This window comes from Marinobacter denitrificans, from assembly GCF_008795955.1.
In the GTDB taxonomy this organism is placed as follows: domain Bacteria; phylum Pseudomonadota; class Gammaproteobacteria; order Pseudomonadales; family Oleiphilaceae; genus Marinobacter; species Marinobacter denitrificans.
In genome coordinates this window covers 349,982-372,371 of the sequence record NZ_VMHN01000002.1, presented here as the reverse complement: position 1 = coordinate 372,371, position 22,390 = coordinate 349,982, and the positions used below count along the sequence as shown (strand labels likewise).

At 56.8% G+C, this 22,390-nt stretch carries 24 protein-coding genes and 3 tRNA genes; 5 read left to right on the top strand and 22 right to left on the bottom strand.

The window, feature by feature from the left end; all coding sequences use genetic code 11:
* Positions 1-15: 15 nt before the first annotated feature.
* The 3 genes from FO268_RS09675 to FO268_RS09665 all read left to right on the top strand — a co-directional run bounded on the left by FO268_RS09675 (position 16) and on the right by FO268_RS09665 (position 2,231).
* Positions 16-972, top strand: a complete 957-nt coding sequence (locus tag FO268_RS09675) for a DMT family transporter (RefSeq protein WP_150992375.1) — start codon at positions 16-18, stop codon at positions 970-972.
* A gap of 55 nt (positions 973-1,027) precedes the next feature.
* Positions 1,028-1,104, top strand: a tRNA-Val gene (locus FO268_RS09670).
* 272 nt (positions 1,105-1,376) lie between these two features.
* Positions 1,377-2,231, top strand: coding sequence for a nidogen-like domain-containing protein (locus tag FO268_RS09665; protein WP_225316575.1), 855 nt, complete (start codon positions 1,377-1,379; stop codon positions 2,229-2,231).
* Positions 2,232-2,300: 69 nt separating this feature from the next.
* On the opposite strand, the gene FO268_RS09660 is transcribed toward FO268_RS09665, so the two are convergent.
* From FO268_RS09660 to FO268_RS09630, 7 genes are all read right to left on the bottom strand, one after another.
* Complete coding sequence (locus FO268_RS09660) at positions 2,301-3,308, bottom strand: NAD-dependent epimerase (protein ID WP_150992373.1); 1,008 nt, start codon at positions 3,306-3,308, stop codon at positions 2,301-2,303.
* A 20-nt stretch (positions 3,309-3,328) separates the two neighbouring features.
* Complete coding sequence (locus FO268_RS09655) at positions 3,329-4,057, bottom strand: TIGR04219 family outer membrane beta-barrel protein (RefSeq protein WP_150992371.1); 729 nt, start codon at positions 4,055-4,057, stop codon at positions 3,329-3,331.
* A gap of 34 nt (positions 4,058-4,091) precedes the next feature.
* Positions 4,092-4,805, bottom strand: coding sequence for a phosphoribosylaminoimidazolesuccinocarboxamide synthase (gene purC / locus FO268_RS09650; RefSeq protein WP_150992369.1), 714 nt, complete (start codon positions 4,803-4,805; stop codon positions 4,092-4,094).
* A gap of 43 nt (positions 4,806-4,848) precedes the next feature.
* On the bottom strand, positions 4,849-5,880 hold the full coding sequence (gene bamC, locus FO268_RS09645) for an outer membrane protein assembly factor BamC (protein ID WP_225316573.1): 1,032 nt from the start codon (positions 5,878-5,880) through the stop codon (positions 4,849-4,851).
* A 103-nt stretch (positions 5,881-5,983) separates the two neighbouring features.
* Positions 5,984-6,859 carry a 4-hydroxy-tetrahydrodipicolinate synthase gene (gene dapA / locus FO268_RS09640; protein ID WP_150992365.1) on the bottom strand — a complete coding sequence of 292 codons (876 nt, stop codon included), beginning with the start codon at positions 6,857-6,859 and terminating at the stop codon, positions 5,984-5,986.
* Between the two features lie 112 nt (positions 6,860-6,971).
* Entirely contained in the window at positions 6,972-8,048 is a 1,077-nt protein-coding gene (locus FO268_RS09635) for an AI-2E family transporter (protein WP_150992363.1), read from the bottom strand.
* A gap of 30 nt (positions 8,049-8,078) precedes the next feature.
* Entirely contained in the window at positions 8,079-8,306 is a 228-nt protein-coding gene (locus FO268_RS09630; RefSeq protein WP_150992361.1) for a sulfurtransferase TusA family protein, read from the bottom strand.
* A gap of 159 nt (positions 8,307-8,465) precedes the next feature.
* On the opposite strand from FO268_RS09630, the gene FO268_RS09625 reads away from it, so the two are divergent.
* On the top strand, positions 8,466-9,944 hold the full coding sequence (locus FO268_RS09625) for a M48 family metalloprotease (protein ID WP_150992359.1): 1,479 nt from the start codon (positions 8,466-8,468) through the stop codon (positions 9,942-9,944).
* Between the two features lie 2 nt (positions 9,945-9,946).
* Here FO268_RS09625 and nadA read toward each other — a convergent pair whose 3' ends face one another.
* The 14 genes from nadA to aspS form a co-directional block, all read right to left on the bottom strand.
* The gene (gene nadA, locus FO268_RS09620) at positions 9,947-11,008 is read right to left on the bottom strand and encodes a quinolinate synthase NadA (protein WP_150992357.1); all 1,062 of its coding nucleotides are present in this window, start codon (positions 11,006-11,008) and stop codon (positions 9,947-9,949) included.
* Between the two features lie 149 nt (positions 11,009-11,157).
* A tRNA-Lys gene (locus FO268_RS09615) sits at positions 11,158-11,233 on the bottom strand.
* 67 nt (positions 11,234-11,300) lie between these two features.
* Positions 11,301-11,376: transfer RNA gene (locus tag FO268_RS09610), tRNA-Lys, on the bottom strand.
* Between the two features lie 85 nt (positions 11,377-11,461).
* The gene (ybgF, locus tag FO268_RS09605) at positions 11,462-12,235 is read right to left on the bottom strand and encodes a tol-pal system protein YbgF (protein ID WP_150992355.1); all 774 of its coding nucleotides are present in this window, start codon (positions 12,233-12,235) and stop codon (positions 11,462-11,464) included.
* 12 nt (positions 12,236-12,247) lie between these two features.
* Positions 12,248-12,814: a peptidoglycan-associated lipoprotein Pal gene (gene pal / locus FO268_RS09600; protein ID WP_150992353.1), complete on the bottom strand. Its 567-nt coding sequence runs from the start codon at positions 12,812-12,814 to the stop codon at positions 12,248-12,250.
* A gap of 71 nt (positions 12,815-12,885) precedes the next feature.
* The gene (gene tolB / locus FO268_RS09595) at positions 12,886-14,139 is read right to left on the bottom strand and encodes a Tol-Pal system beta propeller repeat protein TolB (RefSeq protein WP_225316648.1); all 1,254 of its coding nucleotides are present in this window, start codon (positions 14,137-14,139) and stop codon (positions 12,886-12,888) included.
* An 89-nt stretch (positions 14,140-14,228) separates the two neighbouring features.
* Positions 14,229-15,194, bottom strand: a complete 966-nt coding sequence (gene tolA / locus FO268_RS09590; RefSeq protein ID WP_404802920.1) for a cell envelope integrity protein TolA — start codon at positions 15,192-15,194, stop codon at positions 14,229-14,231.
* 96 nt (positions 15,195-15,290) lie between these two features.
* On the bottom strand, positions 15,291-15,737 hold the full coding sequence (tolR, locus tag FO268_RS09585; protein WP_150992347.1) for a protein TolR: 447 nt from the start codon (positions 15,735-15,737) through the stop codon (positions 15,291-15,293).
* Positions 15,738-15,780: 43 nt separating this feature from the next.
* Complete coding sequence (gene tolQ, locus FO268_RS09580; protein WP_150992345.1) at positions 15,781-16,470, bottom strand: protein TolQ; 690 nt, start codon at positions 16,468-16,470, stop codon at positions 15,781-15,783.
* 14 nt (positions 16,471-16,484) lie between these two features.
* Positions 16,485-16,928, bottom strand: a complete 444-nt coding sequence (locus tag FO268_RS09575; RefSeq protein ID WP_150992343.1) for a YbgC/FadM family acyl-CoA thioesterase — start codon at positions 16,926-16,928, stop codon at positions 16,485-16,487.
* On the bottom strand, positions 16,921-17,949 hold the full coding sequence (gene ruvB / locus FO268_RS09570; RefSeq protein ID WP_150992341.1) for a Holliday junction branch migration DNA helicase RuvB: 1,029 nt from the start codon (positions 17,947-17,949) through the stop codon (positions 16,921-16,923). The genes FO268_RS09575 and ruvB overlap by 8 nt, the downstream gene beginning before the upstream one ends.
* A 144-nt stretch (positions 17,950-18,093) precedes the next feature.
* Positions 18,094-18,726 carry a Holliday junction branch migration protein RuvA gene (gene ruvA / locus FO268_RS09565; protein WP_150992339.1) on the bottom strand — a complete coding sequence of 211 codons (633 nt, stop codon included), beginning with the start codon at positions 18,724-18,726 and terminating at the stop codon, positions 18,094-18,096.
* 66 nt (positions 18,727-18,792) lie between these two features.
* Positions 18,793-19,323 (bottom strand): crossover junction endodeoxyribonuclease RuvC, encoded by a 531-nt coding sequence (gene ruvC / locus FO268_RS09560; RefSeq protein ID WP_150992337.1) that lies wholly within the window; start codon positions 19,321-19,323, stop codon positions 18,793-18,795.
* An 18-nt stretch (positions 19,324-19,341) separates the two neighbouring features.
* On the bottom strand, positions 19,342-21,147 hold the full coding sequence (aspS, locus tag FO268_RS09555; protein ID WP_150992335.1) for an aspartate--tRNA ligase: 1,806 nt from the start codon (positions 21,145-21,147) through the stop codon (positions 19,342-19,344).
* 182 nt (positions 21,148-21,329) lie between these two features.
* Here aspS and fabR point away from each other — a divergent pair, with 182 nt between their 5' ends.
* Positions 21,330-21,953, top strand: a complete 624-nt coding sequence (gene fabR / locus FO268_RS09550; RefSeq protein ID WP_150992333.1) for an HTH-type transcriptional repressor FabR — start codon at positions 21,330-21,332, stop codon at positions 21,951-21,953.
* 5 nt (positions 21,954-21,958) lie between these two features.
* Here the strand turns inward: fabR and FO268_RS09545 are convergent, their stop codons facing one another.
* Complete coding sequence (locus FO268_RS09545; RefSeq protein WP_150992331.1) at positions 21,959-22,390, bottom strand: HIT domain-containing protein; 432 nt, start codon at positions 22,388-22,390, stop codon at positions 21,959-21,961.

The window sequence follows — 22,390 nt, the reverse complement described above, 5'->3', positions numbered from 1 at the left end:
GCAAGGCGGTTGTGAATGCCTCTCTCGGACACCCATAAATCCGACCTTTTACTGGTTGTCGTCACCCTGATGGCCGCCATCAGCTGGATGTTTTCCAAGGAAGCGGTTCTGCTGATGCCGCCGCTGATGTTTATGGCCCTGCGATTCTTACTGGCAGGCTCTGTGCTGGCGGTTATTGCCTGGCCAGCGCTGAGACGGCTGAGCCTTGACCAGGTCAAGCGCAGTGCAGGTGTGGGACTTGTGTTTGGCGTTGCCATGAGTTGCTGGGTCATGGGCCTTTTTTACGCTACTCACGTCGGAGAAAGCGCCTTTCTGACCAGCCTGGGTGTGGTTATTGTACCGGTGATTGCCCGTGTGGTGTTTCGGGAGGAACAACCTCTGAGCACCTGGTTTGCCATACCTGTAGCTGTAGGCGGGCTGGCCTTGCTCTCGCTAAGAAATGGATTCCGGCCGGAAATCGGGCAACTTTTTTTCGTGGGTGCCGCCTTCATCTTTGCCCTGTATTTCACGCTTAACACCCGCGCCGCCAACCAGCGCACTGTCATCAATCACAAAGGCGAAACCGTGAAAAAGCATCGGGTACCTGCCCTCCCCCTGACCAGCATTGCGTTGCTTACCGTGGGGTGCGTCACGCTGATCGAATCGATATTCCTGGAGCCCTGGGCACCAACCTTTGGGGACTTCTCCGGCATGCTTGCCATGTGGATCATCGCAAGCGCCGTCATCGGCACGGCGGGCCGGTTTCTGCTCCAGACCTACGCCCAGAGCCTGTCTGCACATAGCCACGGCGTGGTGATCCTGGTGCTGGAGCCCGTATGGGTGGCCCTCTTTGCCGCCGGCTGGTTCAGCGAAACCATGTCTGCCACCCAGGTTGCCGGTTGCGGGCTGATTTTCCTGGCACTACTGATCAATCGCTGGGGGGTGATCAGCAAGGCGGTGAAAGGCTGGGCAAGAAAGCAGAAAACCGCCTGAAAGAGGTTGACCATGCCCATAGGAATCAGTATATTTCCACCCCGTTGCAGGACACAGGACCATAGCTCAGTTGGTTAGAGCGCTGCCTTGACATGGCAGAGGTCGGCAGTTCAAATCTGCCTGGTCCTACCATTCCTGCAAGCAAGAATATCATCAAAAAAAGCCACTCAGAGCGCAAGCCGAGTGGCTTTTTTTGTGCCTGAAATGTTCGTTCTATCAAAGTCTTAACACCAGATCCCGTCAGATATTTTTACAGATTTCCTTTCCTCGACCGCAGATAAATCTGATTTACTCATACAAATCAACCGAGTGCCCTCCTGGCCCTATAATTGCTACAGGGAAAGTCGAGCGACAGATATTTCTTCGCTTACAGAGATCAACCAGAAAACATAAGGATATATCAAATGGATAGGTTTTTAGGCAAAGCGCTAAGCATAACGGCACTTTCTATGACCGTTGGACTGGCATCATTAATGGCGCCCCCAGGCGCTTACGCTGCGGCCATTGTTTCAGGATTCGACAGCAATACCGTCGCCCGTAATGACGACCTTTCTGATGGTCCCATTAACTTTGGTTTTACTGCCAATTTCTTCGGCGTTGAGCACAATCAGCTCTATGTCAACAATAACGGCAACATCACATTCGATTCGACTCTGTCGACCTATACGCCTTTTGACCTCACCTCCACAGGCCGACAGATCATTGCGCCTTTCTTCGCCGACGTCGATACGAGTTCCGCAGGTGAGGCCGTAACTTACGGTACCGGCACCTTCGGCGGGCGTGATGCGTTTGGTGTGAACTGGATCGATGTGGACTACTACAACAGCAGCACCTCACACACGAACCGTAACAGCTTCCAGTTGATTCTGGTTGACCGCTCCGACATCGGCGCTGGTGATTTCGACTTCATCTTTAACTATGACCAGATACAGTGGGAAGCCGGCACAGCCAGCGGCAGTGATAGTGATGGTCTTGGTGGGGACTCTGCCCGGGTTGGTTACTCCAACGGTACCGGCGATGCGGGCACGTTCTTTGAACTGTCAGGCTCGGCGGTTAACGGCGCCTTTCTCGATGGCGGCCCCAATGCCCTTGTATCGAACCGTCTGAATTCGGATATTGATGGCCGTTATGTGTTTTCGGCCCGTAATGGCGGCGTTGACAACCCGGTTCCGGTCCCGGTACCCGAACCCGGCTCTCTTGCCCTGATCGGGCTTGGCCTGGCCGGCCTCGGCCTTGCGCGCCGCAGGCGTGCAGTCTGATTACAGCGAGACCTGAAGAAACTGAAACGGCGACCTTTGGGTCGCCGTTTCAGTGTGTGGGCTATCTGGCTAAATCTTGTAGAAGGCTCTGTACCAGTCCACGAAGTTGGCAATACCCTCTTCCACCGTGGTGGAGGGTTTGTAGCCTACATCGGTGATCAGGTCATCCACATTGGCATAGGTGGCCGGCACATCACCGGGCTGCAGCGGCAACAGGTTTTTCTCTGCCTTCCTGCCAACACGCTCTTCGATGATTTCGATAAAGCGGGACAGCTCCACCGGGTTGTTACTACCAATGTTGTAAAGGCGATACGGTGCCTTGCTGGTACCGGGGTCGGGCTTCTCACCGCTCCACTGGGGATTCGGCGTGGCTACACTGTCCAGGGTTCTGATCACCCCTTCCACGATGTCATCAATATAGGTGAAGTCGCGCCTGTGGTGGCCATGGTTGAACACGTCAATAGGCTCGCCCGCGAGAATCTTTTTGGTAAAGATAAACAGCGCCATGTCTGGCCGGCCCCAGGGTCCATACACCGTAAAGAACCGTAGGCCGGTGGTGGGCATGTTATAGAGGTGGCTGTAGGTATGGGCCATCAGCTCGTTGGCTTTCTTGGAGGCCGCATACAGGCTCAGAGGATGGTCCACGTTGTCATGCACAGAAAACGGCATGGTCTCATTGGCGCCATACACCGAGCTGCTGGAAGCATACACCAGGTGCTTCACATCATTGTGGCGACAGCCCTCAAGGATGTTGGTAAAGCCCACCAGATTGGCGTCGATATAGGCGTGGGGGTTCTCCAGCGAATACCGCACGCCTGCCTGGGCGGCCAGGTGAACGACCCGTTCCGGCTTTTGCTCCCGGAACAGCGCTTCCATCGCGGGCCGGTCGGCCACATCCTTGCGGACCTCGGTGAATCCCGGTTTGCAGGTCAGGCGCGCCAGGCGCGCCTCCTTGAGAGTCGGATCGTAGTAATCATTGACGTTATCCACGCCAATGACTTCGTCACCGCGGTCAAGCAGCCGATGCGCCAGATGGGAACCAATAAACCCCGCCGTACCCGTAACCAGAATCTTCAAAGTCCTTTCTCCCTGTTCCTTCAGAAGGTCAGCCCGGCACTCACAAACGGACCACCCAGTTCAATGTCCAGCCGGTCATCACTGTCTTCGTAATCAATGCTGATCTGACGGTAACCGGCACGAAGCTGCAACAGCGAAACTTCGTACTGGCCATAGGCGTTATAGTCGTAAACCGAGTCGCCGTCGAAGCTGATCAGGTTGGCTTCGCCACCCACCGACACACCCGTCAGGGGAAGGTCAAACCGGGCTGCCACGTAGCCCATGGGCATAACACCATCCACTTCTGTCTGGGTAACTTCTCCGCCGAGGGCCGTTTCCTGAATGGTCAGTTCGCCGTCCAGATTACGTGCGGTGAGGCCCAGATCCAGGTTCACCCAGTTATCCAGCACTTCGTAATAAAGCGTGACATCGAACTGGGTCAGCTCGAGATCGGAATCCACCTCGCCCGACACCAGGTCATACTGGGTCGACACCTCGCCACGTCCGCTCTGCTCGATACGGGTATAATTCAGACGAACGTTCGGTAGCAGCGGAACAGGGTGCTCGAAATAGGCGTTGAGGTTGGCGTTGGTGTCGCTGTCCAGATCCAGATCGTTTTCCAGATCGACAACATCACTTTTCTTGCCGGCTTCGCCGGACAAGTCGGAATCCCAGTAACTGATGTTCGCTCCCACACCGAGTACATCGGCCGAGACAACGGGAGCAGCAATCACCAGTGAACCGCCCAGGGCGAGTATCAATTTACGCATAATGCACCTGTTTCTGTTTGTTGGTTTTGACGGATCAGTCAAAACTGATGCCGAGCCGACGACCCACCTCTTCGTAAGTCTCGATTACATCACCCAGTCCCTGACGAAAACGGTCCTTGTCCATTTTCTTACGGGTCTCCTTGTCCCAGATACGACAGCCATCGGGGCTGAATTCGTCACCCAGGACGATCTCGCCACCTGCGCGGCCGAATTCAAGTTTATAGTCCACCAGCAGCATGCCCGCTTCGTCAAACAATGCCTTGAGAATATCGTTAACCTGGTAGGTCAGTTCTTTCATTCTGGCAAGTTCCTCGGCTTTCGCCCAGCCAAAACTCACCGCCAGTGACTCATTGACCATGGGGTCATGCATGGCATCGTTTTTCAGGAAGAGCTCAAAAGTGGGGGGATTCAGTTCCAGCCCCTCCTCCACGCCCAGGCGGCGGCACAGGCTGCCGGCCGATATGTTGCGGACCACGCACTCAACCGGGATCATATCCAGTTTCTTGACCAGGGACTCGGTACCAGACAGCAGGCCCTCGAAATGAGTGGGAATACCCGCCGCTTCCAGCTTTTCCATGATAAAGGCATTGAAGCGATTATTGACCATGCCCTTGCGGTTCAGCTGTTCTTTTTTCTCGCCATCAAATGCGGACGTATCATCGCGAAACACCATGACGAAACGATCGGGATCGTCTGTACGATAAACAGATTTGGCCTTGCCTGCGTAAAGTTCTTCACGCTTTTCCATTTCAGTCTCCGGGCGTGCCCGCACTGTGCGCGCACTCATGCTGTTAGTAAAGGTATTCGAACAGTTCCGACAACAGTTCAGGGGAGCGGTCGTCGCCGGTATAGTCTTCGGCGCGATTAACACTGACGACGATGTCGCCGCCATTCTGGGCAAGACGCACGTCAAAGGTGTGCTCAGGTTCGGGGTCGTCAGAGAACCAGCTGAACCAACCCGAGTCGCGCTCTGACTCTGGACGGAAGTCTACAAAGAAATAGCCATCCTCGCGGTTCAGATCCACTACCGGTATGTCGGCTTCATCGAGTGCGCGCCTCACCTCGGCCCAGGCACGGCCATAGTCGAGGCTCATGACAATCTGCTGCGGAGTCTCGTTGTCCGAAACCAGGCGAACAAGCGGTTCGCTGACCATGCCCAATGCTGCTCGGGAATAGGATTTGGTGTCTTCGCGGTTCTTCAGATGCTCTGACAGATCATTGAGCAGGTCTTTGCTGGTGGCCAGCTGCTCGCTGGTCCGACGATCACGGGTGCCCCATGCAAGCAGTTCTTCCGGATCATCCTCGACTTCGAACGAACGGAACTGGATCTCGGTGGTTTTACGACGAACGCCCGGGGCAACACGCGCCTGGACCACAATTCGTGCTTCCGGTCCGTCGGGGGCGTCCGGCAGACTCAGCAGTTGCCTGGCCTGCTTACTGAAGTTGACCAGTTCGCTCTGGATCAACCCCAACTGCGGGTTGTCGTAAGCCACACCGAGCCCGTTCTCATTCATATAAGCGGTGACCGCTGGCCACAACCTGCCCGGAACGTCGTTCACCAGCAGCCAGACCTGGCCATCCAGTTCCTCAACGACATAATTCTCGTCGAGGATATCGGACGTCATATCAGGGGGATTGGGGATGCTGTCCCGGTACATGCGGCCAGAGTCGGCAGCGCTGATTTCACGGATGGGCATTACCTCGGTGAACGTCCCCTCCTCTGCCGTCGCTGGCAGCTCCAGCGGTGTGCCTTCCGGTGCGTCAACGTAGCGCTCGGAGCGATCTTCAACAAAGCTGCAGCCAGCGAGGGCCAAAACAAGCATCAGGCCCGGGAGGGGCCTGATGAAATGTGCGGATTTAGTGTTTTCTGTCCTGAACCTAAACGCCATCAGGCGACTCCAGTTACGATAGATGATACAGCCCGACTCAGAGTACGCCAGAGGCTCTCAATGCTTCTTCCACTTCGCCGTGGAACTTGTCGCTCAGCGGGGTGAGTGGCAGGCGAATACCTTCACCAATCATGCCCATGCGATGGAGCGCCCACTTGACGGGAATCGGGTTCGCTTCAAGGAACAGCTTCCTGTTCAACGGCATCAGCAGCTCATTGAGCCTGTCGGTTTCCGCTTGATCGCCGGCAATAGCAGCTTCACACAGCGCAGCCATGGCTCCGGGCGCAACGTTCGCAGTCACTGAGACATTGCCTTTGCCGCCGGCCAGCATCAGCCCGGCCGCCGTCGCGTCGTCGCCGGAATAAACCACCAGTCGCCCTTTGACGGCTTCTATCAGCTCTGCGCCGCGGGGAATATTGCCGGTAGCGTCCTTGATGCCAATGATGTTCGGAATGTCGGCCAGGCGCTCAACGGTTTCATTGAGCATGTCACACGCGGTGCGGCCGGGCACGTTGTAGAGAATCTGATTCACCGGAACCGCTTCGGCAATGGTTTTGAAGTGACGGTACAGGCCTTCCTGGGTCGGCTTGTTGTAATAAGGCACGACCAGAAGGCAGGCATCCGCCCCCAGCTTGTGGGCTTCTTCTGTTAGCTCTATGGCTTCGCGGGTACTGTTGCCACCGGTGCCGGCGATAACCGGAATGCGGCGGTCGACCCGCTTTATGATGTGGCCAACGACCCGCATGTGTTCTTCCGGGTCCAGCGTTGCGGATTCACCCGTCGTACCAACGGCCACGATGCCATGCGTCCCGTTGTCGAGATGAAAGTCCACCAGCTTATCAAGGTGCTCCCAATGGATGCTGCCATCGGAATGCATGGGCGTGACCAGTGCGACAAGGCTCCCCGTAATCATAAAAACTCCGTACGAATAAAAACGATATGGTAATGTTGGGCACCACCCGACACAAGGGAATTAAAGGAGATGTCATGCCAGCACCCGGAGTGAACCGAAGGCCAGGCAGCCTTTAAGGCTCCTTTGTTTCCGCCGAATGCCCCTCCTTCACTGGCCATGCCGCAAATATCGCCTTGAGCATGGTGGCCAGCGGGATGGCAAAGAAGACCCCCCAAAGCCCCCAGATACCTCCAAAAAACAGAACCGCCACAATAATCGCCACCGGATGCAGGTTGTTCACTTCCGAGAACAGGACAGGCACCAGCACGTTGCCATCCAGAGCCTGAATGATGCCATAGGCAACCATAACCCAGATAAACTCACTGCCCCAGCCGAACGCGAACAGAGCTATCATGGCTACAGGGAGGGTAACAACCGCCGCCCCGATATAGGGAATAACCACACTCAGCCCGACCATCAGCGACAACAGTGCAGCATAGGGCATGCCCAGCAGCTTGAAAGACACATAGGTCACACCACCAACAATGAGGATCTCAACAGCCTTGCCACGCACATAATTTGCACATTGCAGGTTCACTTCATTCCAGATCCGGACCATCATCGGGCGCTGGGATGGGAGCATCCGTGACATGGACGCGAGCAGAACCTGACGATCTTTGAGGAAAAAGAAAACCAGGATGGGTACAAGTACCATATAGATCAGCAGGGCGACCAGGTCCGGTATACTGGCCAGGGAAAACGACACCAGCCACTGCGTCATACGCCCCGCTTCCGTCGTTACCTGATTATAGATGGTGTTGATACCTTCCATGGATATCAGGGTCGGGTACTGTTGAGGCAACACCTCAAGATAGGACTGCATCTCTCTGAAAATGCGCGGGGCCTCGCCAGCGAGTGACGTAACCTGTGTCCAGATCAGTGGCAACAGACCGAACAGGAAGCCAATCAGAACGCCGAGAAACACGAAAAAAACGCCGATAATGGCGACGAGCTCCGGCACGCCCATTTTGCTGAGCTTGGTCACCAGGCCCTGGAGGATGAACGCAATGATGATCGATGCTATGGCGGGGGCCAGCATTGAGCCGAACAGGATGACAAAGACTACACCTGCCAGGATCAGCAGGAAGAGAATGACGGCTTCTTCATCTGAAAAGTATTTGTGAGCCAGACCACGTAAAATTCTTATCATTAACGACTCCGAATGGTCACCACGGCAGGTTTAGCCGCCGCACTTTATCACAAAGGTGAAGCTGCCACCCTGTTCGGACGAACTGACCAACTCATGGGCGGACAACCTGAGGAACGCAGGAATATCCCGTGCGGACCCGGCATCAGTTGCGATCACTTCCAGCTCCTGGCCGGGGGACATGCTGTTCAGTTCGAGCTTGGTTTTCAGCAGAGGCATAGGGCAACGGAGCCCCGATGCATCAAGTGTTCGGTCAGCCATGACAACCAGATACCCGTGTGGTCAAAATTAAGAGCCGGCATTATGCCGACAGTGTTACTTTAATGCATCACAATCGTAACGGGCCACACACACAGGAGCGAACTTTCGGTGGCACAATGCTGTCTGACAAAATCACATGACAAGGGACACCGTCTATCCATGAGCCCGAGACATCGAAGCCCTGCGCCATGGCAGGGAGTACTGGCATTTACGCTGATGCTATTGCTGGGCCTGTTTTCAGGTAAAACGCTGGCGCAATCCCCGGACAGCACCCTGCCCTCCATTGGAGGCGCCGGTGGCGGCCTGATTTCGGGCCAGCAGGAAGCCGAGATCGGTCGCCAGGTCATGACGTCTATTCGGCGGTCGGCACCGCAGATCACTGACCCATTGGTCTACGACTATCTCAGCTCGGTAATTTACCAGCTGGTTCCGTCAGCCCCCCTTTCGAGCAGCGACCTGACCCTTGCCATTATAGACAGCCCCGACATCAACGCGTTTGCGGTGCCTGGCAACATTGTTGGCGTCAACGGTGGGTTATTCCTGAATGCCAGCAGCGAACAGCAGTTTGCGTCGGTACTGGCACACGAACTGGCACACCTGAGCCAGCGTCATTTTGCCAGACGCCTTGAGCAACAGGAGGCCAGTACACCTCTGACAATTGCCGGCATGATCGCAGGCATTGTGTTGTCGGCGGTAACCCAGTCGGACATTGGTATTGCCGCCATTGCTGGCACCCAGGCAATGGCAATACATAACATGCTTGCCTATAGCCGCGCCCACGAGCAGGAAGCCGACCGTATTGGCATGGAAATACTGGCGGACTCGGGCATGGACCCGAGAGGCATGCCCGAAATGTTCGAGATCATGATGCGCCAGAACCGGCTTCAGGGAAATCGGGTTCCGGAGTATCTCTCTACCCACCCACTCACCCAGAACCGCGTTTCTGACACCCGCAATCGTGCTGAACAATATCCCCGCCGGGATGTGGCCGATGCTCAGGAATATCATCTGGTGCGATCACGGCTCCAGGTGCGCTACGCCAAGTCGCCACAGGTTGCCGTAGAGACCTTCCGGGATTACCTGGACCGCCCTGATACCGAGAAGCCCGATGCTGTCCGCTATGGGCTCGCAGTGGCCTTACAGCACAGCGGGGACTACACCGAAGCGAGCAGCGAGCTTGAGCGACTCCTTGAGAGCGCACCGGGGCGCATTACCTATCAGGTTACCCTCGCCGAGGTCATGATTGAACAGGGTCGCGTGGAGCAGGCCCGCAGCATGCTGGAGGAAGCGCTGGAGCGGAATCCGGGGAACTACCCGATTACCGATATGCTGGCCCGGATTGAAACTGAGGACGGGAACGGGAAACGTGCAGCGGATTATTTGCACCAGCTGACGCGGGACTTACCGCAAAAAGAGCACCTATGGCTTCGGCTCGCTGAGGCCGAGGGGATGGCCCGGAATATTGTGGGGGTGCACCGGGCTCGTGCCGAACACGATATTCTGATGGGCGACCTGGAGGCCGCCCAGAGACAGCTGCGTCAGGCCCAGGAACGACTTCCCGCAGGCGCGCCCCTCCGACAGGTGGTCACGGAACGCCTGTCGCAGGTGTCAGCCAGGCTCAACCAGCAACGCAGCTGATATCAGGCGTTGCCGGCAGCCTTCAGGTTCATGTTGGCGGTAAAATCCAGCATCCTGTGCAGGGGCTTCAGGGCCTTTTCACGCAGCGCGGGGTCCACATGAACTTCCTGGTCGCCATTTTCGATCACTGAAAGCAGGTTCTCGAGCCCGTTCATTGCCATCCACGGACAATGAGCGCAGCTTCGGCAGGTGGCGCCGTTTCCTGCTGTAGGAGCTTCAATCAGGGTTTTATTGGGCGCCAGTTGCTGCATCTTGTAAAAGATACCGTTGTCGGTCGCCACTATGAACTGCTCATTGGGCAGGGTCTGTACGGCATGGATCAGTTGCGACGTGGACCCGACCACATCAGCCATCTCCACCACTGCATCAGGGGACTCCGGGTGAACCAGTACGGCGGCATCCGGATACAGTGCCTGAAGATCCTCCAGCCCACGATATTTGAACTCTTCATGAACGATACAGGAGCCGTCCCACAACAGAACATCGGCCCCGGTGGTCTTCTGGACATAATGGCCAAGATGCTTGTCCGGAGCCCAGAGAATTTTCTCGCCGCGGGCATCCAGTGATTCCACAATAGCCTGGGCACAACTGGAGGTAACCACCCAGTCCGCTCTCGCCTTCACGGCGGCAGAGGTGTTGGCGTACACCACAACAGTCCGGTCCGGATGCTGGTCACAAAAATCTGCAAACTCGTCGGCGGGACACCCAATGTCCAGGGAGCAGGTAGCTTCCAGAGTGGGCATCAGCACCCGCTTCTCCGGGTTGAGGATTTTTGCTGTCTCGCCCATAAAGCGTACACCTGCGACAACAACGGTTGAGGCTTCGTGCTGATTGCCAAAGCGGGCCATTTCCAGGGAATCCGCAACGCAGCCGCCCGTCTCCTCAGCCAGACGCTGAATATCCGGGTCGGTGTAATAATGGGCCACGAGTACAGCATCCTGAGCCTTCAAGGCCGCACGGATACGGGACTCAAGGTCGGCTTTCTCGGCCTCACTGAGGCTCTTGGGCTCAGCCTGGTGTGCCAGGTGCTCCTGAACCAGAATACGGTCTTCACCTCGTGTCATCACAGCATCTCTGTATTGCGCGTTAACCTGCGGAGTATATCACTTGGAGTCGATTACGCTCCCTACGGACAGATGTATGACCGTATAGCCAAAAAAAAAGAGCCCTGAGGCTCTTTTTTCAACAGAAAGCGTTTCGCTATCTGTTTTTTTGGTGGGTCGTGAAGGATTCGAACCTTCGACCAATTGGTTAAAAGCCAACTGCTCTACCAACTGAGCTAACGACCCGCAACTACCAGCCCGCTTCCGGACCCGGAACCAAACGATGATACATCCCACCACCTGGTTCGCAATTTGGTGGGTCGTGAAGGATTCGAACCTTCGACCAATTGGTTAAAAGCCAACTGCTCTACCAACTGAGCTAACGACCCAAACGAGGCGCATATAGTAATGATTTTTCAGCGCCGATCAACCCCTAATTCCCAGGTTTCTCAACATTCTTCACGCCAACGGAAATCAGCTGCTACCGGAATCCAGATATTTCTGCGCCAGCTTTGCGGCACCGGTATTCGGGTAGTCCTCAACGACGGTTTCCATTCGTGAGCGAGCCTGACCCTTTTCACCCTGCCGGTCCAGCGTAACCCCGAGCTTGTAGACAGCGTCCGGGGCCTTACGATGGTCCCCATAACGCGTGGCAACAATGGTGAATGCCTGCCGGGCCTGCTCAAGCTTTTTCTCAACCAGGTATACTTCACCCAGCCAATAATAGGCATTAACGGTGAGGTCGCCTTCCTCGTACTTATCAATAAAGTCATACAACCCGTTGATGGCCTGGTCGTAGTTCTTGTCCTGATGGATAAGCGTCTGGATCTTCTGGTAGGCGGTCCGCTCTTCGTCGGAAGGTTGGCGGTAAATTTTCGTTTTTACTCCGGAATTTCCCGCGTCGGAATCAGAACCACGGGTGTCCGCACTATCGGTCGGAGGCTCAGCCTGGCTTTCCGAAAGTTTCAGGATCCGCTGATCAAGATCGATATAGCGGTCCCGCGATTGCCGGGTCAGGCGATCAATCAGATTTTGTTGCTCTTCTACCCGCCCCTGCAGACGGCGAACTTCACCCTGCAATTGCTGGATCATGTAGAACAACTCTGCGTTGGCCTGGCTATTACCGGCCTTGCGTTCGGCCTCAGAGGAATTGTTCTGGAAAGCCGGGGAAACGGATTGCGCCAGAGCGCTGCCCGCCGGCCCAAAGGCCAGCGGGAGCAACACTGTCGCCATGAGCAAATGTCTCATGGGATTCGCCTGTTACTGGAAAACAAGTTCAACGCGACGGTTCTGGGCCCAGGAGCTTTCATCGGAACCCATGACTGCCGGCTTCTCTTCACCGTAGCTGATGGTTTCCATCTGGCCACGCGACGCACCGTTAACAATCAGGAAGCGCTCAATGGCATTGGCACGACGCTCGCCCAGTGCCAGGTTGTACTCCTTGGTGCCACGCTCGTCTGCATGACCTTCAATGCGTACATCCCGGCCAGGATTAGCCTGCAGGTAACGGGCATGGGCAACCAGCACTTCACGGGCTTCTGACTTGATCTCGGCAGTGTCGAAATCGAAGTAGAATGTGGTGATTTCACGCATCGCTTCCGCTTCAGCTCGCTCAGCGCGCTCCTCAGCTTGACGGCGCTGTTCTTCGGTCATCTCGGACGAGGACACACCGCCTTCGTCGTCGCCACCATAAACAGTGCTACCACCTTCCTGGTCTACACTGCCATAGGCTTCATCTTCAACGGGGTCGCCGGTGCTGCTACAGCCGGCAATCAGACCCAGGGAAAAAACCAGGGCCAACGCTTTGTGTTGTGCTGTCATTTTCATAGTCACTTCCTTCCTGTTGATAGTCTCTTGTTCATAAGTGCAAACGAACCCTGCGGGTTCAGGGTTTCGGCTTACCGGACAATTGGTGACCACGCCGGCTCTCGGACGTCGCCCTTTGAAGCGGGCAAACTATAAGCTGCCCCACCATCTGCAGCAATTACAGTTAGTACACTGTTTCCACCCTGCTTCGTGGCATAAATCAGCATGCGGCCATTAGGTGCGACACTGGGTGACTCGTCGGAGTCTGTACGAGTGAGAACCGTCTCCTCTTCAGTTTTCAGATTTGTACGTGCAATGTGGAACGACTTGTCCCTCTGATGCACATAATAGACGTATTTGCCGTCGTTGTCGGGACGTGGCCGGGCATTATAGCGGCTGCCAAAAGTAATCCGGCGGGGCTCGGCGTCCTCGCTGGCCTTGTGATAGATCTGTGGGCCACCAGAGCGGTCAGAGGTGAAATAGAATCCGTCACCGGTGTGGTCCCACATGGGCTCGGTATCGATGGACCAATGGTTGGTCAATCGCTTCAGTGAACCACTTTCAATGTCCAGCTTGTAGATTTCTGCATTGCCATCCTTGGACAGGGTCACCAGCAGTGAGCGACCGTCATCCGACCAGGCCGGCGCCGAGTTCAGGCCGCGGTAATCCGCAACGCGGGTACGGTTGCCGGTTGAAAGCTCATGGATATAAATGGCCGGCTTACCGGTTTCGAACGAGACGTAAGCGAGTTTTCTCGCATCCGGAGACCAGGCTGGGGAGAGGATCGGCTCGTCACTTTCCAATCTGACCCTGGCCCGCTTACCGTCTACGTCACTCACCTGAAGCCGATAGAGCGGCTCATCGCCGGAGCGCTCAAGGGTGACGTAGGCCAGTTTGGTTGAAAAGGCGCCGGGGACGCCGGTAATGGCTTCATACACCCGGTCGCTGATGTGATGGGCAAGGCTTCGGGTACTGTTGACCGAGGAAGAAGCCGTGGCGCCCATAATCCGCTGTTCACGGTTAACATCGAACAACTCGTAGCGCGCTTCGACCTTGTCGCCCCTGCGTGTCAGCTGGCCAACCAGCACATAGCGTTGCCCAAGCATCCGCCAGTCGCGGAAGTAAACGTCGTCGCCTTTCGCGGGAAGGCTGAGCATTTTTTCTGCCGGTAGCGGGCGGAACTCACCGGTCATGGTGAGATCGTCCTGCACGATACTGCTTATCTTGTCGCCTGACGGCATGGCCCCCGATTCTGAAAACGGAACGACAGCTACCGGAATGGCCGAATCAGCCCCTTCGGTAATCCGTATCAACAATTCGGCACTGGCGGGACTGCTGCCGATCATCACGGCAACCGCCAACACCCATGTCACCACTGCTCCTGAGAGTTGCCTGCCTTTACTTGTCCGGTTCGTCATCTGTGGTCCCATCGTCCTTATCTCAACCGCCGGGGATTGAACTCAATCGTAAACTGGCGGAAATAGCTTTCAAATGTGTCACGATCATCCGGAATCGGATACCGGTTCAGCGATTTCACTGCCCCTAGTGCCGAGTTATCAAACGCGGTATTACCACTGCTGGAGACAAGCTTTACCGAGGCAAGTTCACCGGTGGGCAGCAGCGTAATCTGCAGCCTCGCAGTCATTTCCTCGGTTGCCGACGACGGCGGATACCAGGCCTGGCTCAGGCGTTCCCGGATCAACGCCTGGTACTTCTGGCTTTCCGACAGCATCTGGGCTTCGCGAGCTTTGGCCGCAGCCGCTTCGCGACGTTTCCTTTCGTCGGATTCGCGTTGCTGCTGCGCCTCATCCGCCAGAGCTTCTAACTGCTGCTCTTGCAAGCGGCGCTCCCGCTCTTTGCGTTTGCGCTCGGCTTCAAGCCGTTCCCGTTCTTCACGTGCCTTACGTTCTGCTTCCTCTTGCTTTCGTTGCTCTTCGGCCCGTCGTTTTTCCTCGGCAGCCTTGCGGGCAGCTTCCTCCTGGCGACGCTTCTCTTCTTCGGCTTTCTGGCGTTCACGCTCCTTCGCTTCAGCCTCAGCTTTCTGGCGGGCGGCCTCTTCCTCCGCCTGACGCTGCTGCTCCTGCTTGCGCCGCGCCTCTTCTTCCTGACGCTGACGCTCCTGCTCGCGCTCCTTTTCCTGCTTGATGCGGCGAGCCTCCTGCCTTGCGCGCTCTTCTTCCTCAGCCTTCTGGCGCTCTGCCTCTTCCTGTCGCTGCTTTTCCTGTTCTTCCTGCCGCCGCTCTTCATCACGGTCGGGCTGATCCACCGGCTCTGTCACAGGGCTCGGCTCAGGCTCGTTCTGGGTAACCAGTCGCGCCGAAATACTGGGCGGCTGCGGATCGTCCTTGGGAACAGACCAGGACCAGCCCGCCAATGCCACCCCCAGAACCAGCCCATGCATCAGGATGGACAATGCGACAGGCGACTTCCAGGGTGGCTGCCCCGTACTGATTACATCACGCTCATGACCTCTCACAAAAACCTGCCTGCCCTGCGCTTACTCATCGTTGGTTGGTGCTTCGGTAATAAGCCCCACATTGGTGGCACCCGCCGCCTGCAACTGGGACATCAGACGAACCACCGTGCCGTACTCCACATGCTCGTCGCCCCGCACCAGAACTTCACGGTCTGTCCGCTGGGACAGAATCTTCGAGATCCGCTCCCGAACATCGCCCAGCGACATCGGATCGCTGCTTTCATCGCCCACATCCATGAAATACGCACCGTTGCTGTCTACTGACACCACAATGGATTCCACGTTCTTGTCGGACTGGATCGGCTCGGAGGTTGTTTCCGGCAGGTCCACCTTGACGCCCTGCGTCAGCATTGGCGCTGTCACCATGAAAATGATCAGCAGCACCAGCATCACGTCGATGTAGGGCACAACGTTGATTTCCGACATCGGCTTGCGGCGGTTGGCCGGCATCATTCCCATGCCTTTCATGTTCCTGTACTCCCGATTGTCTGTCCGTTACCGACAATGCTCATCACGTAGGTGTTTGCTCGCTGCTGTGGACCCGACGATGAAGAATGCTGGAAAATTCATCGGCAAAGGTTTCGTAGTTTTTCAGCAATGCGTCCGAAATTGACGAGAAGCGGTTGTACGCAATAACCGCCGGGATCGCCGCGAACAGACCCATGGCAGTGGCGATCAATGCTTCGGAAATACCCGGTGCGACGGTTGCCAGCGTGGCCTGTTGCACCTGTGCCAGCCCGCGGAAAGAGTTCATGATGCCCCAGACGGTACCGAACAGACCGATATACGGGCTGGTGGAGCCAACCGTCGCCAGGAACGGCAAATGCATTTCCAGCCGCTCCTGTTCGCGGGAGAATGCGACACGCATGGCCCGTTGAGTGCCTTCCATAACAGCATCGGCATCTCGGCTTTGCTGACGCAGTCGCGAGAACTCCTTAAAGCCGGCACGGAAAAGGGATTCCATTCCGGAAAACGGCGTGGGGTCGCTGTTCACTTCACGGTAAAGCTGCCCCAGGTCCATGCCCGACCAGAATCGCTCCTCAAAGGCATTCTGAGCCTGCTTCGCCTTGCGGAACACCTGAAGACGCTGAAAAATAAGCGCCCAGGAGACAATGGAAGCCAGGGCAAGTAACAGCATGACCAGCTGAACCAGTACCCCGGCGTTGGCGATGAGATACCAAACAGAAACTTCTGACTCCACCTTTTACTCCTGGATTATTCCACTTGTGAATTGGTTTTTCGGTCGCTTTCCAGCAACTCCAGCATGTTTGCGGGTAGCCGCCGCGGCCGGCCGGAGTCCAGTGCAATACAGGCTACGCGAACATCCGCAGAGGCCAGCACAGCGTCATCCGAAACCCGCACTACCCGTTGACAAAAGTCCATCCAGACCCGGCCAAATGCCACCGGTTCCGCGGTTACCCGTAACTCATCATCAAGCTTCGCCGGTATACCGTAATGGATGGACAGGCGCTGGACCACATAGCTGACATTGTCCGCCAGCCCCGCCCTCAGACCTACTCCGCGGCTGCGCACCCACTCTGTCCGGGCTCGTTCCATGTAATGCAGGTATTTGGCATGGTACACAATGCCACCGGCATCCGTGTCTTCAATATAGACTCGAACCGACAGACCGACTGATGGCTCGTAACGCTCAGTCAAACAGGTCTTCCCCCTCCGGCTTGGCGGGCACCACACCAAAATGCTGGTATGCGCTTGAAGTCACCATCCGACCGCGGGGCGTGCGCAGCATATACCCCTGCTGAATCAGAAAAGGTTCCAGCACATCCTCAATCGTGCCCCGTTCTTCACTGATGGCAGCGGCCAGGCTTTCGACGCCCACCGGGCCACCGTCAAACTTTTCAATCATTGCCAACAGTAGCCGTCGGTCCATGTGATCAAAGCCCAGGGCATCCACTTTCAGCATGTTGAGCGCCTGGTCGGCTATGGTTTCACTGATGCAACCATCCGCTTTTACTTCGGCAAAGTCACGCACTCGTCTCAGCAGACGGTTGGCTATACGGGGCGTGCCCCGGGAACGACGGGCAATTTCATAGGCGCCTTTGTTGTCGATTGTGACGGATGACAGGCGCGCAGAACGCAGAATGATGTCGGTCAGATCCTTCGTATTGTAGAACTCCAGGCGCTGGACAATACCGAAGCGGTCCCGCAGAGGCGAGGTCAGCAATCCTGCCCTGGTGGTGGCCCCAACCAGGGTGAACGGTGGCAGGTCCAGCTTTATGGAGCGCGCGGCAGGGCCTTCTCCGATCATGATATCCAGCTGGTAATCTTCCATGGCCGGATAGAGAACTTCTTCCACGGCGGCGCTGAGGCGGTGAATCTCGTCAATAAAGAGCACATCGCCCTCTTCGAGATTGGTAAGCATTGCGGCCAGATCACCGGCTTTTTCCAGCACCGGGCCGGAGGTGGTCTTGATGGAGACGCCCATTTCATTGGCAATGATATTGGCAAGGGTCGTTTTACCCAGACCTGGCGGGCCAAAAATCAGCACATGGTCCAGAGCCTCCTGCCGCCCACGGGCTGCGGAAATGAAAATTTCCATCTGTTCCCGCACAGCGGGCTGGCCCACGTAATCCGCCAGCACACCTGGCCGGATAGCGCGATCCTGAACTTCTTCGTATTGTCCGGCCTGGGATGAAATCAGGCGATCCGACTCGATCATTGAACTACCCGCTCAGAGGGAATCAACAACATGCCTGTACGCTCGTCTCGGGTTAATGATGCCCCAATTGTACAAACCGTTCTTTGGCTGTCACGTTACGCTCTCTACACATTGCACGCCAGCGTGCCCGGTATTGGCGGGCGTTCAGCTGGCCGGGATCATGCTCCGCAGCGCCAAGCGGATCAGCTCCTGGCTCGACATTCCATCCTCGGCGACCTTGCTGATGGCTTTCGATGCCTCCTGTGGCTTGTAGCCAAGAGCAATCAGGGCGGCTTCCGCCTCGTCCGCCGGGTGGTGGCCGCCGGCTGTTCCGGAGCCAGAAGCGCCTGTGCTGACTGTCGCATTTGGCGACCCGGGGATGAACTGCCCCTCAAGTTGCCCTATACGGTCAGCCATTTCAATAAGCAGCCGCTCGGCAGTTTTCTTGCCGACTCCCGGTAGCTTGACCAGAGCATTGGCATCGCGGGCTTCTACGCAGCGGATGAATTGATTGGCATCCAGCCCAGATAGAATGCCTGCGGCGAGCTTGGGGCCCACACCATTCACCTTGATCAACAGGCGGAACAGGTCCCGGTCCAGCCGGGAAGAAAAGCCGTAAAGACTCTGGGCATCTTCGCGGACCACAAAATGGGTATGGAGAACCAGTTCGTCACCGGTCTCGGGCAGGTTAAAAAAGGTCGTGTAGGGAATGTCGACTTCGTAACCCAGCCCGGCGCATTCCACCAGTGCCTGGGCGGGGGATTTTTCGATCAGGATGCCTCGGATACGACCTATCAACGGGTTTCTCCCTCGAATTCAATCTCGAATTCAATCTCGAATTCAATCTGGACTTCAATGAGCCTGTTATTGTCTTCTGACCCGGTTATTGCGCACCTTGCCGCCCCCACTGGTGGCCAGCCGTGCCATGCTCTGGCTCATATGGGCATGGCAGAGCGCAACTCCCAGAGCGTCAGCGGCATCCTCCTGTGGTTTACGGGACAGAGCCAGCAATACCTGCACCATGTGCTGCACCTGAGCCTTGTCGGCTCCGCCCTTACCTACCACGGCCTGTTTGACCTGGCGGGCAGAGTATTCGTGAACCTCCAGGCCGCTGTTGGCAGCTGCGACAATCGCCGCCCCCCTGGCCTGCCCCAGCTTCAGTGCAGAGTCCGGGTTACGGGCCATGAACACCTGCTCGATAGCAAACTCTCCAGGCCGGTACTCGCCAATCAGCGTCGCCAGGCTGTGGAAGATGGTTTGCAAACGTTCCGCCATGGGCTTTTCGCCAACACGGATACAACCGCTGTCAATATACTCAATCACCCTGCCCTCGGCACGGATAATGCCGTAACCGGTGACGCGTGAGCCGGGGTCGACCCCCATGATTATAGACACGTTGTATCCTGCGCCGTTTTAAACGTTACCTGGCGTGGCTTCGTTACCCTGCCCATCCTTGGCTGCCGGCTTGCGGCGGCGAATATGCAGTTCGCGCAGCTGTTTGTCATCGACTTCCCCTGGCGCCTGAGTCATCAGACAGGTGGCGCTCTGGGTTTTCGGGAAGGCAATGACGTCCCGGATAGAGCTCGCGCCGGTCATCAGCATGATCAGCCGGTCCAGGCCGAAGGCCAGACCACCGTGGGGCGGGCAACCGTACTTGAGGGCATCCAGCAGGAAACCGAACTTGGCACGGGCTTCCTCATCACCGATGCCTAGGGTGCGGAACACGCTTTCCTGCATTTTCTCGTCGTGGATACGGATGGAACCGCCGCCGAGTTCAGTACCATTCAAGACCATGTCGTAGGCCCGCGACAACGCAGTTGCCGGGGAGGCTTCGAGTTCTTCTGCAGAACACGAGGGTGCCGTAAACGGATGGTGAATCGCAGTCAGGCCGCCGTCAGGTGTTTCCTCGAACATCGGGAAGTCCACCACCCACAGAGGCGCCCATTCGCAGGTCAGCATGTTCAGATCGTGGCCCACTTTGATGCGCAGAGCCCCGAGCGCTTCATTGACGACGTTGGTCTTGTCCGCACCAAAGAACACGATATCACCATCCCCGGCACCAGCGCGTTCGATCACGGCCAGGGCAATATCATCACCCAGGAACTTGATGATCGGTGACTGCAGGCCTTCAACGCCCCTGGACAGATCATTGACCTTGATGTAGGCCAGGCCCTTGGCGCCATAGATGCCAACGAATTTGGTGTAGTCATCAATCTGCTTGCGGGTAAGCTCACCGCCCCTGGGAACACGCAGGGCTGCCACGCGCCCTTTGGGATCGTTAGCCGGGCCGGCAAATACCTTGAAGTCCACGCCGGCAACCAGATCACCCACATCCACCAGTTCCAGCGGGATACGCAGGTCCGGCTTGTCACTGCCGTAACGCTGCATGGCCTCGGAGTATGGCATGCGTGGGAATTCAGGCAGCTCCACTTCCAGCACATCCTTGAACAGGGAGCGAATCATGCTCTCGTTCAGTGTCATCAGCGTTTCCTCGTCAATGAACGAGGCTTCTACATCCACCTGGGTAAATTCCGGCTGCCGGTCAGCGCGAAGGTCTTCGTCGCGGAAACATTTGGCGATCTGGTAGTAGCGGTCTACGCCGGACACCATCAGCAGCTGCTTGAACAACTGGGGTGACTGGGGCAGCGCGAAGAAAGATCCTTCGTGGGTACGGCTGGGTACCAGGTAATCACGGGCACCTTCCGGAGTTGCACGGGTGAGGATCGGTGTTTCCACGTCCATGAAGCCGTTACTGTCCAGGAAGTTACGGATATAGCTGGTCACCCGTGAACGGAAACGCAGGCGGTTCAGCATTTCCGGGCGACGGAGGTCCACAAAACGGTATTTCAAGCGAACGTCCTCGCCCACATCGACATGCTCATCCAACGGGAAGGGCGGCGTGGCGGCGGCATTCAGAATGGACAACTGTTTTCCCAGCAATTCCACTTGCCCGGTAGGCATATTGGCGTTTTCGGTACCGGCAGGACGACGGCGCACACGGCCGGTCACCTGGATAACGAATTCACTGCGTACCTTTTCCGCCAGGGAAAAGCTTTCAGGAGTATCAGGGTCGAACACCACCTGGGAAATGCCATCCCGGTCGCGGAGATCCAGAAAGATGACCCCGCCGTGGTCGCGGCGACGGTGAACCCACCCGCAAAGTGTGACTTCCTGATCAATGTGAGATTCGTTGATTCCACCGCAATAATGACTGCGCATACCGGTTCCCGTTGTATCTGATGTGTGCGTAAAAGTTTGCAAAAATGGTTTTGGCGGACCCTACTGCAAAAGCGGCCCATTATAAACACAATGACGATGAAAATCAGGCTTCCGACACATTGGGTGACGGTAAAACTTTTCGTCGCTACACTGAGCCGATTTACCAGTCTTTGGAGCAGCCCTTGTCAGCCCGAGCCGAACAGAAACTCCGCACCCGTCGCGCCCTGATGGATGCGGCTCTCGCCCAGTTGAGTGCCGATCGCGGCTTTGGCAGCCTGAGCCTGCGGGAAGTGGCACGGGAGGCCGGAATCGCGCCTACCTCCTTCTACCGGCATTTCGCCGAACTGGACGAACTGGGGCTTGCCCTGGTGGATGAAGGCGGCGTGGCCCTGCGGCAGCTGATGCGCCAGGCCCGCAAACGAATTGCCCGCGATGGCAGCGCCATCAGCACCTCGGTGGACACGTTCATGGAGTATCTGGGCAACAACTCCAACCTGTTACGCCTGATGTTGCGGGAAAGCACCGGTGTGTCCGAATCATTCCGTACCGCGATCCGGGCTGAAATCGATCACTTTGTAACCGAGCTGGCAGCAGACCTTGCCCGCATTGCAGATGAACAGAAGAAGCCCCTTTCTGACCCGAAACTGGTTGCCGAAGCGATGGCTACCCTGGTCTTTAACCAGGGCGCCGATGCACTGGATGCAACGGCATCAGAGAAGGAAGCACTGAAAGTGAAACTGAAGACCCAGCTCAGGATGGTGCTGGTGGGCTCCCGGACTATCGCACGACACAAGTCAAAGCGCTAGCCCGGTTACCGGGAAAGCCGCTCCAGCAGCGGCCTGAGGCGCTTGCTCAACTCCGCCAGAGCCTCGTCACTGTATGGCGCTGGCGGCAGCTTGCCCCATACCGGCCCGGGCCAGGCCGGGTCACCCTCGTGACGAACAATGTGATGGACATGCAGCTGTGGCACCATGTTGCCCAGGGCGGCGACATTGAGCTTGTCGCCACTGAACAACTCCATCATGCCCTCCCCGAGCAGGGAGGATTCCGCCAGCAGCTGCTGTTGCTGTTCCGGTGACAGTTGGTAGATCTCCCGGGCAGCTGCCACTCGGGGCACCAGAAGTATCCAGGGCCAGTTACTGTCGTTCATCAGCCGGATGTCACACAACCGGGTTTGCCCGAGGCTGAGAGTATCCGCCTCCAGGCGCTCATGTAGCACAAATGATTGCTCGGGCACTGTCAT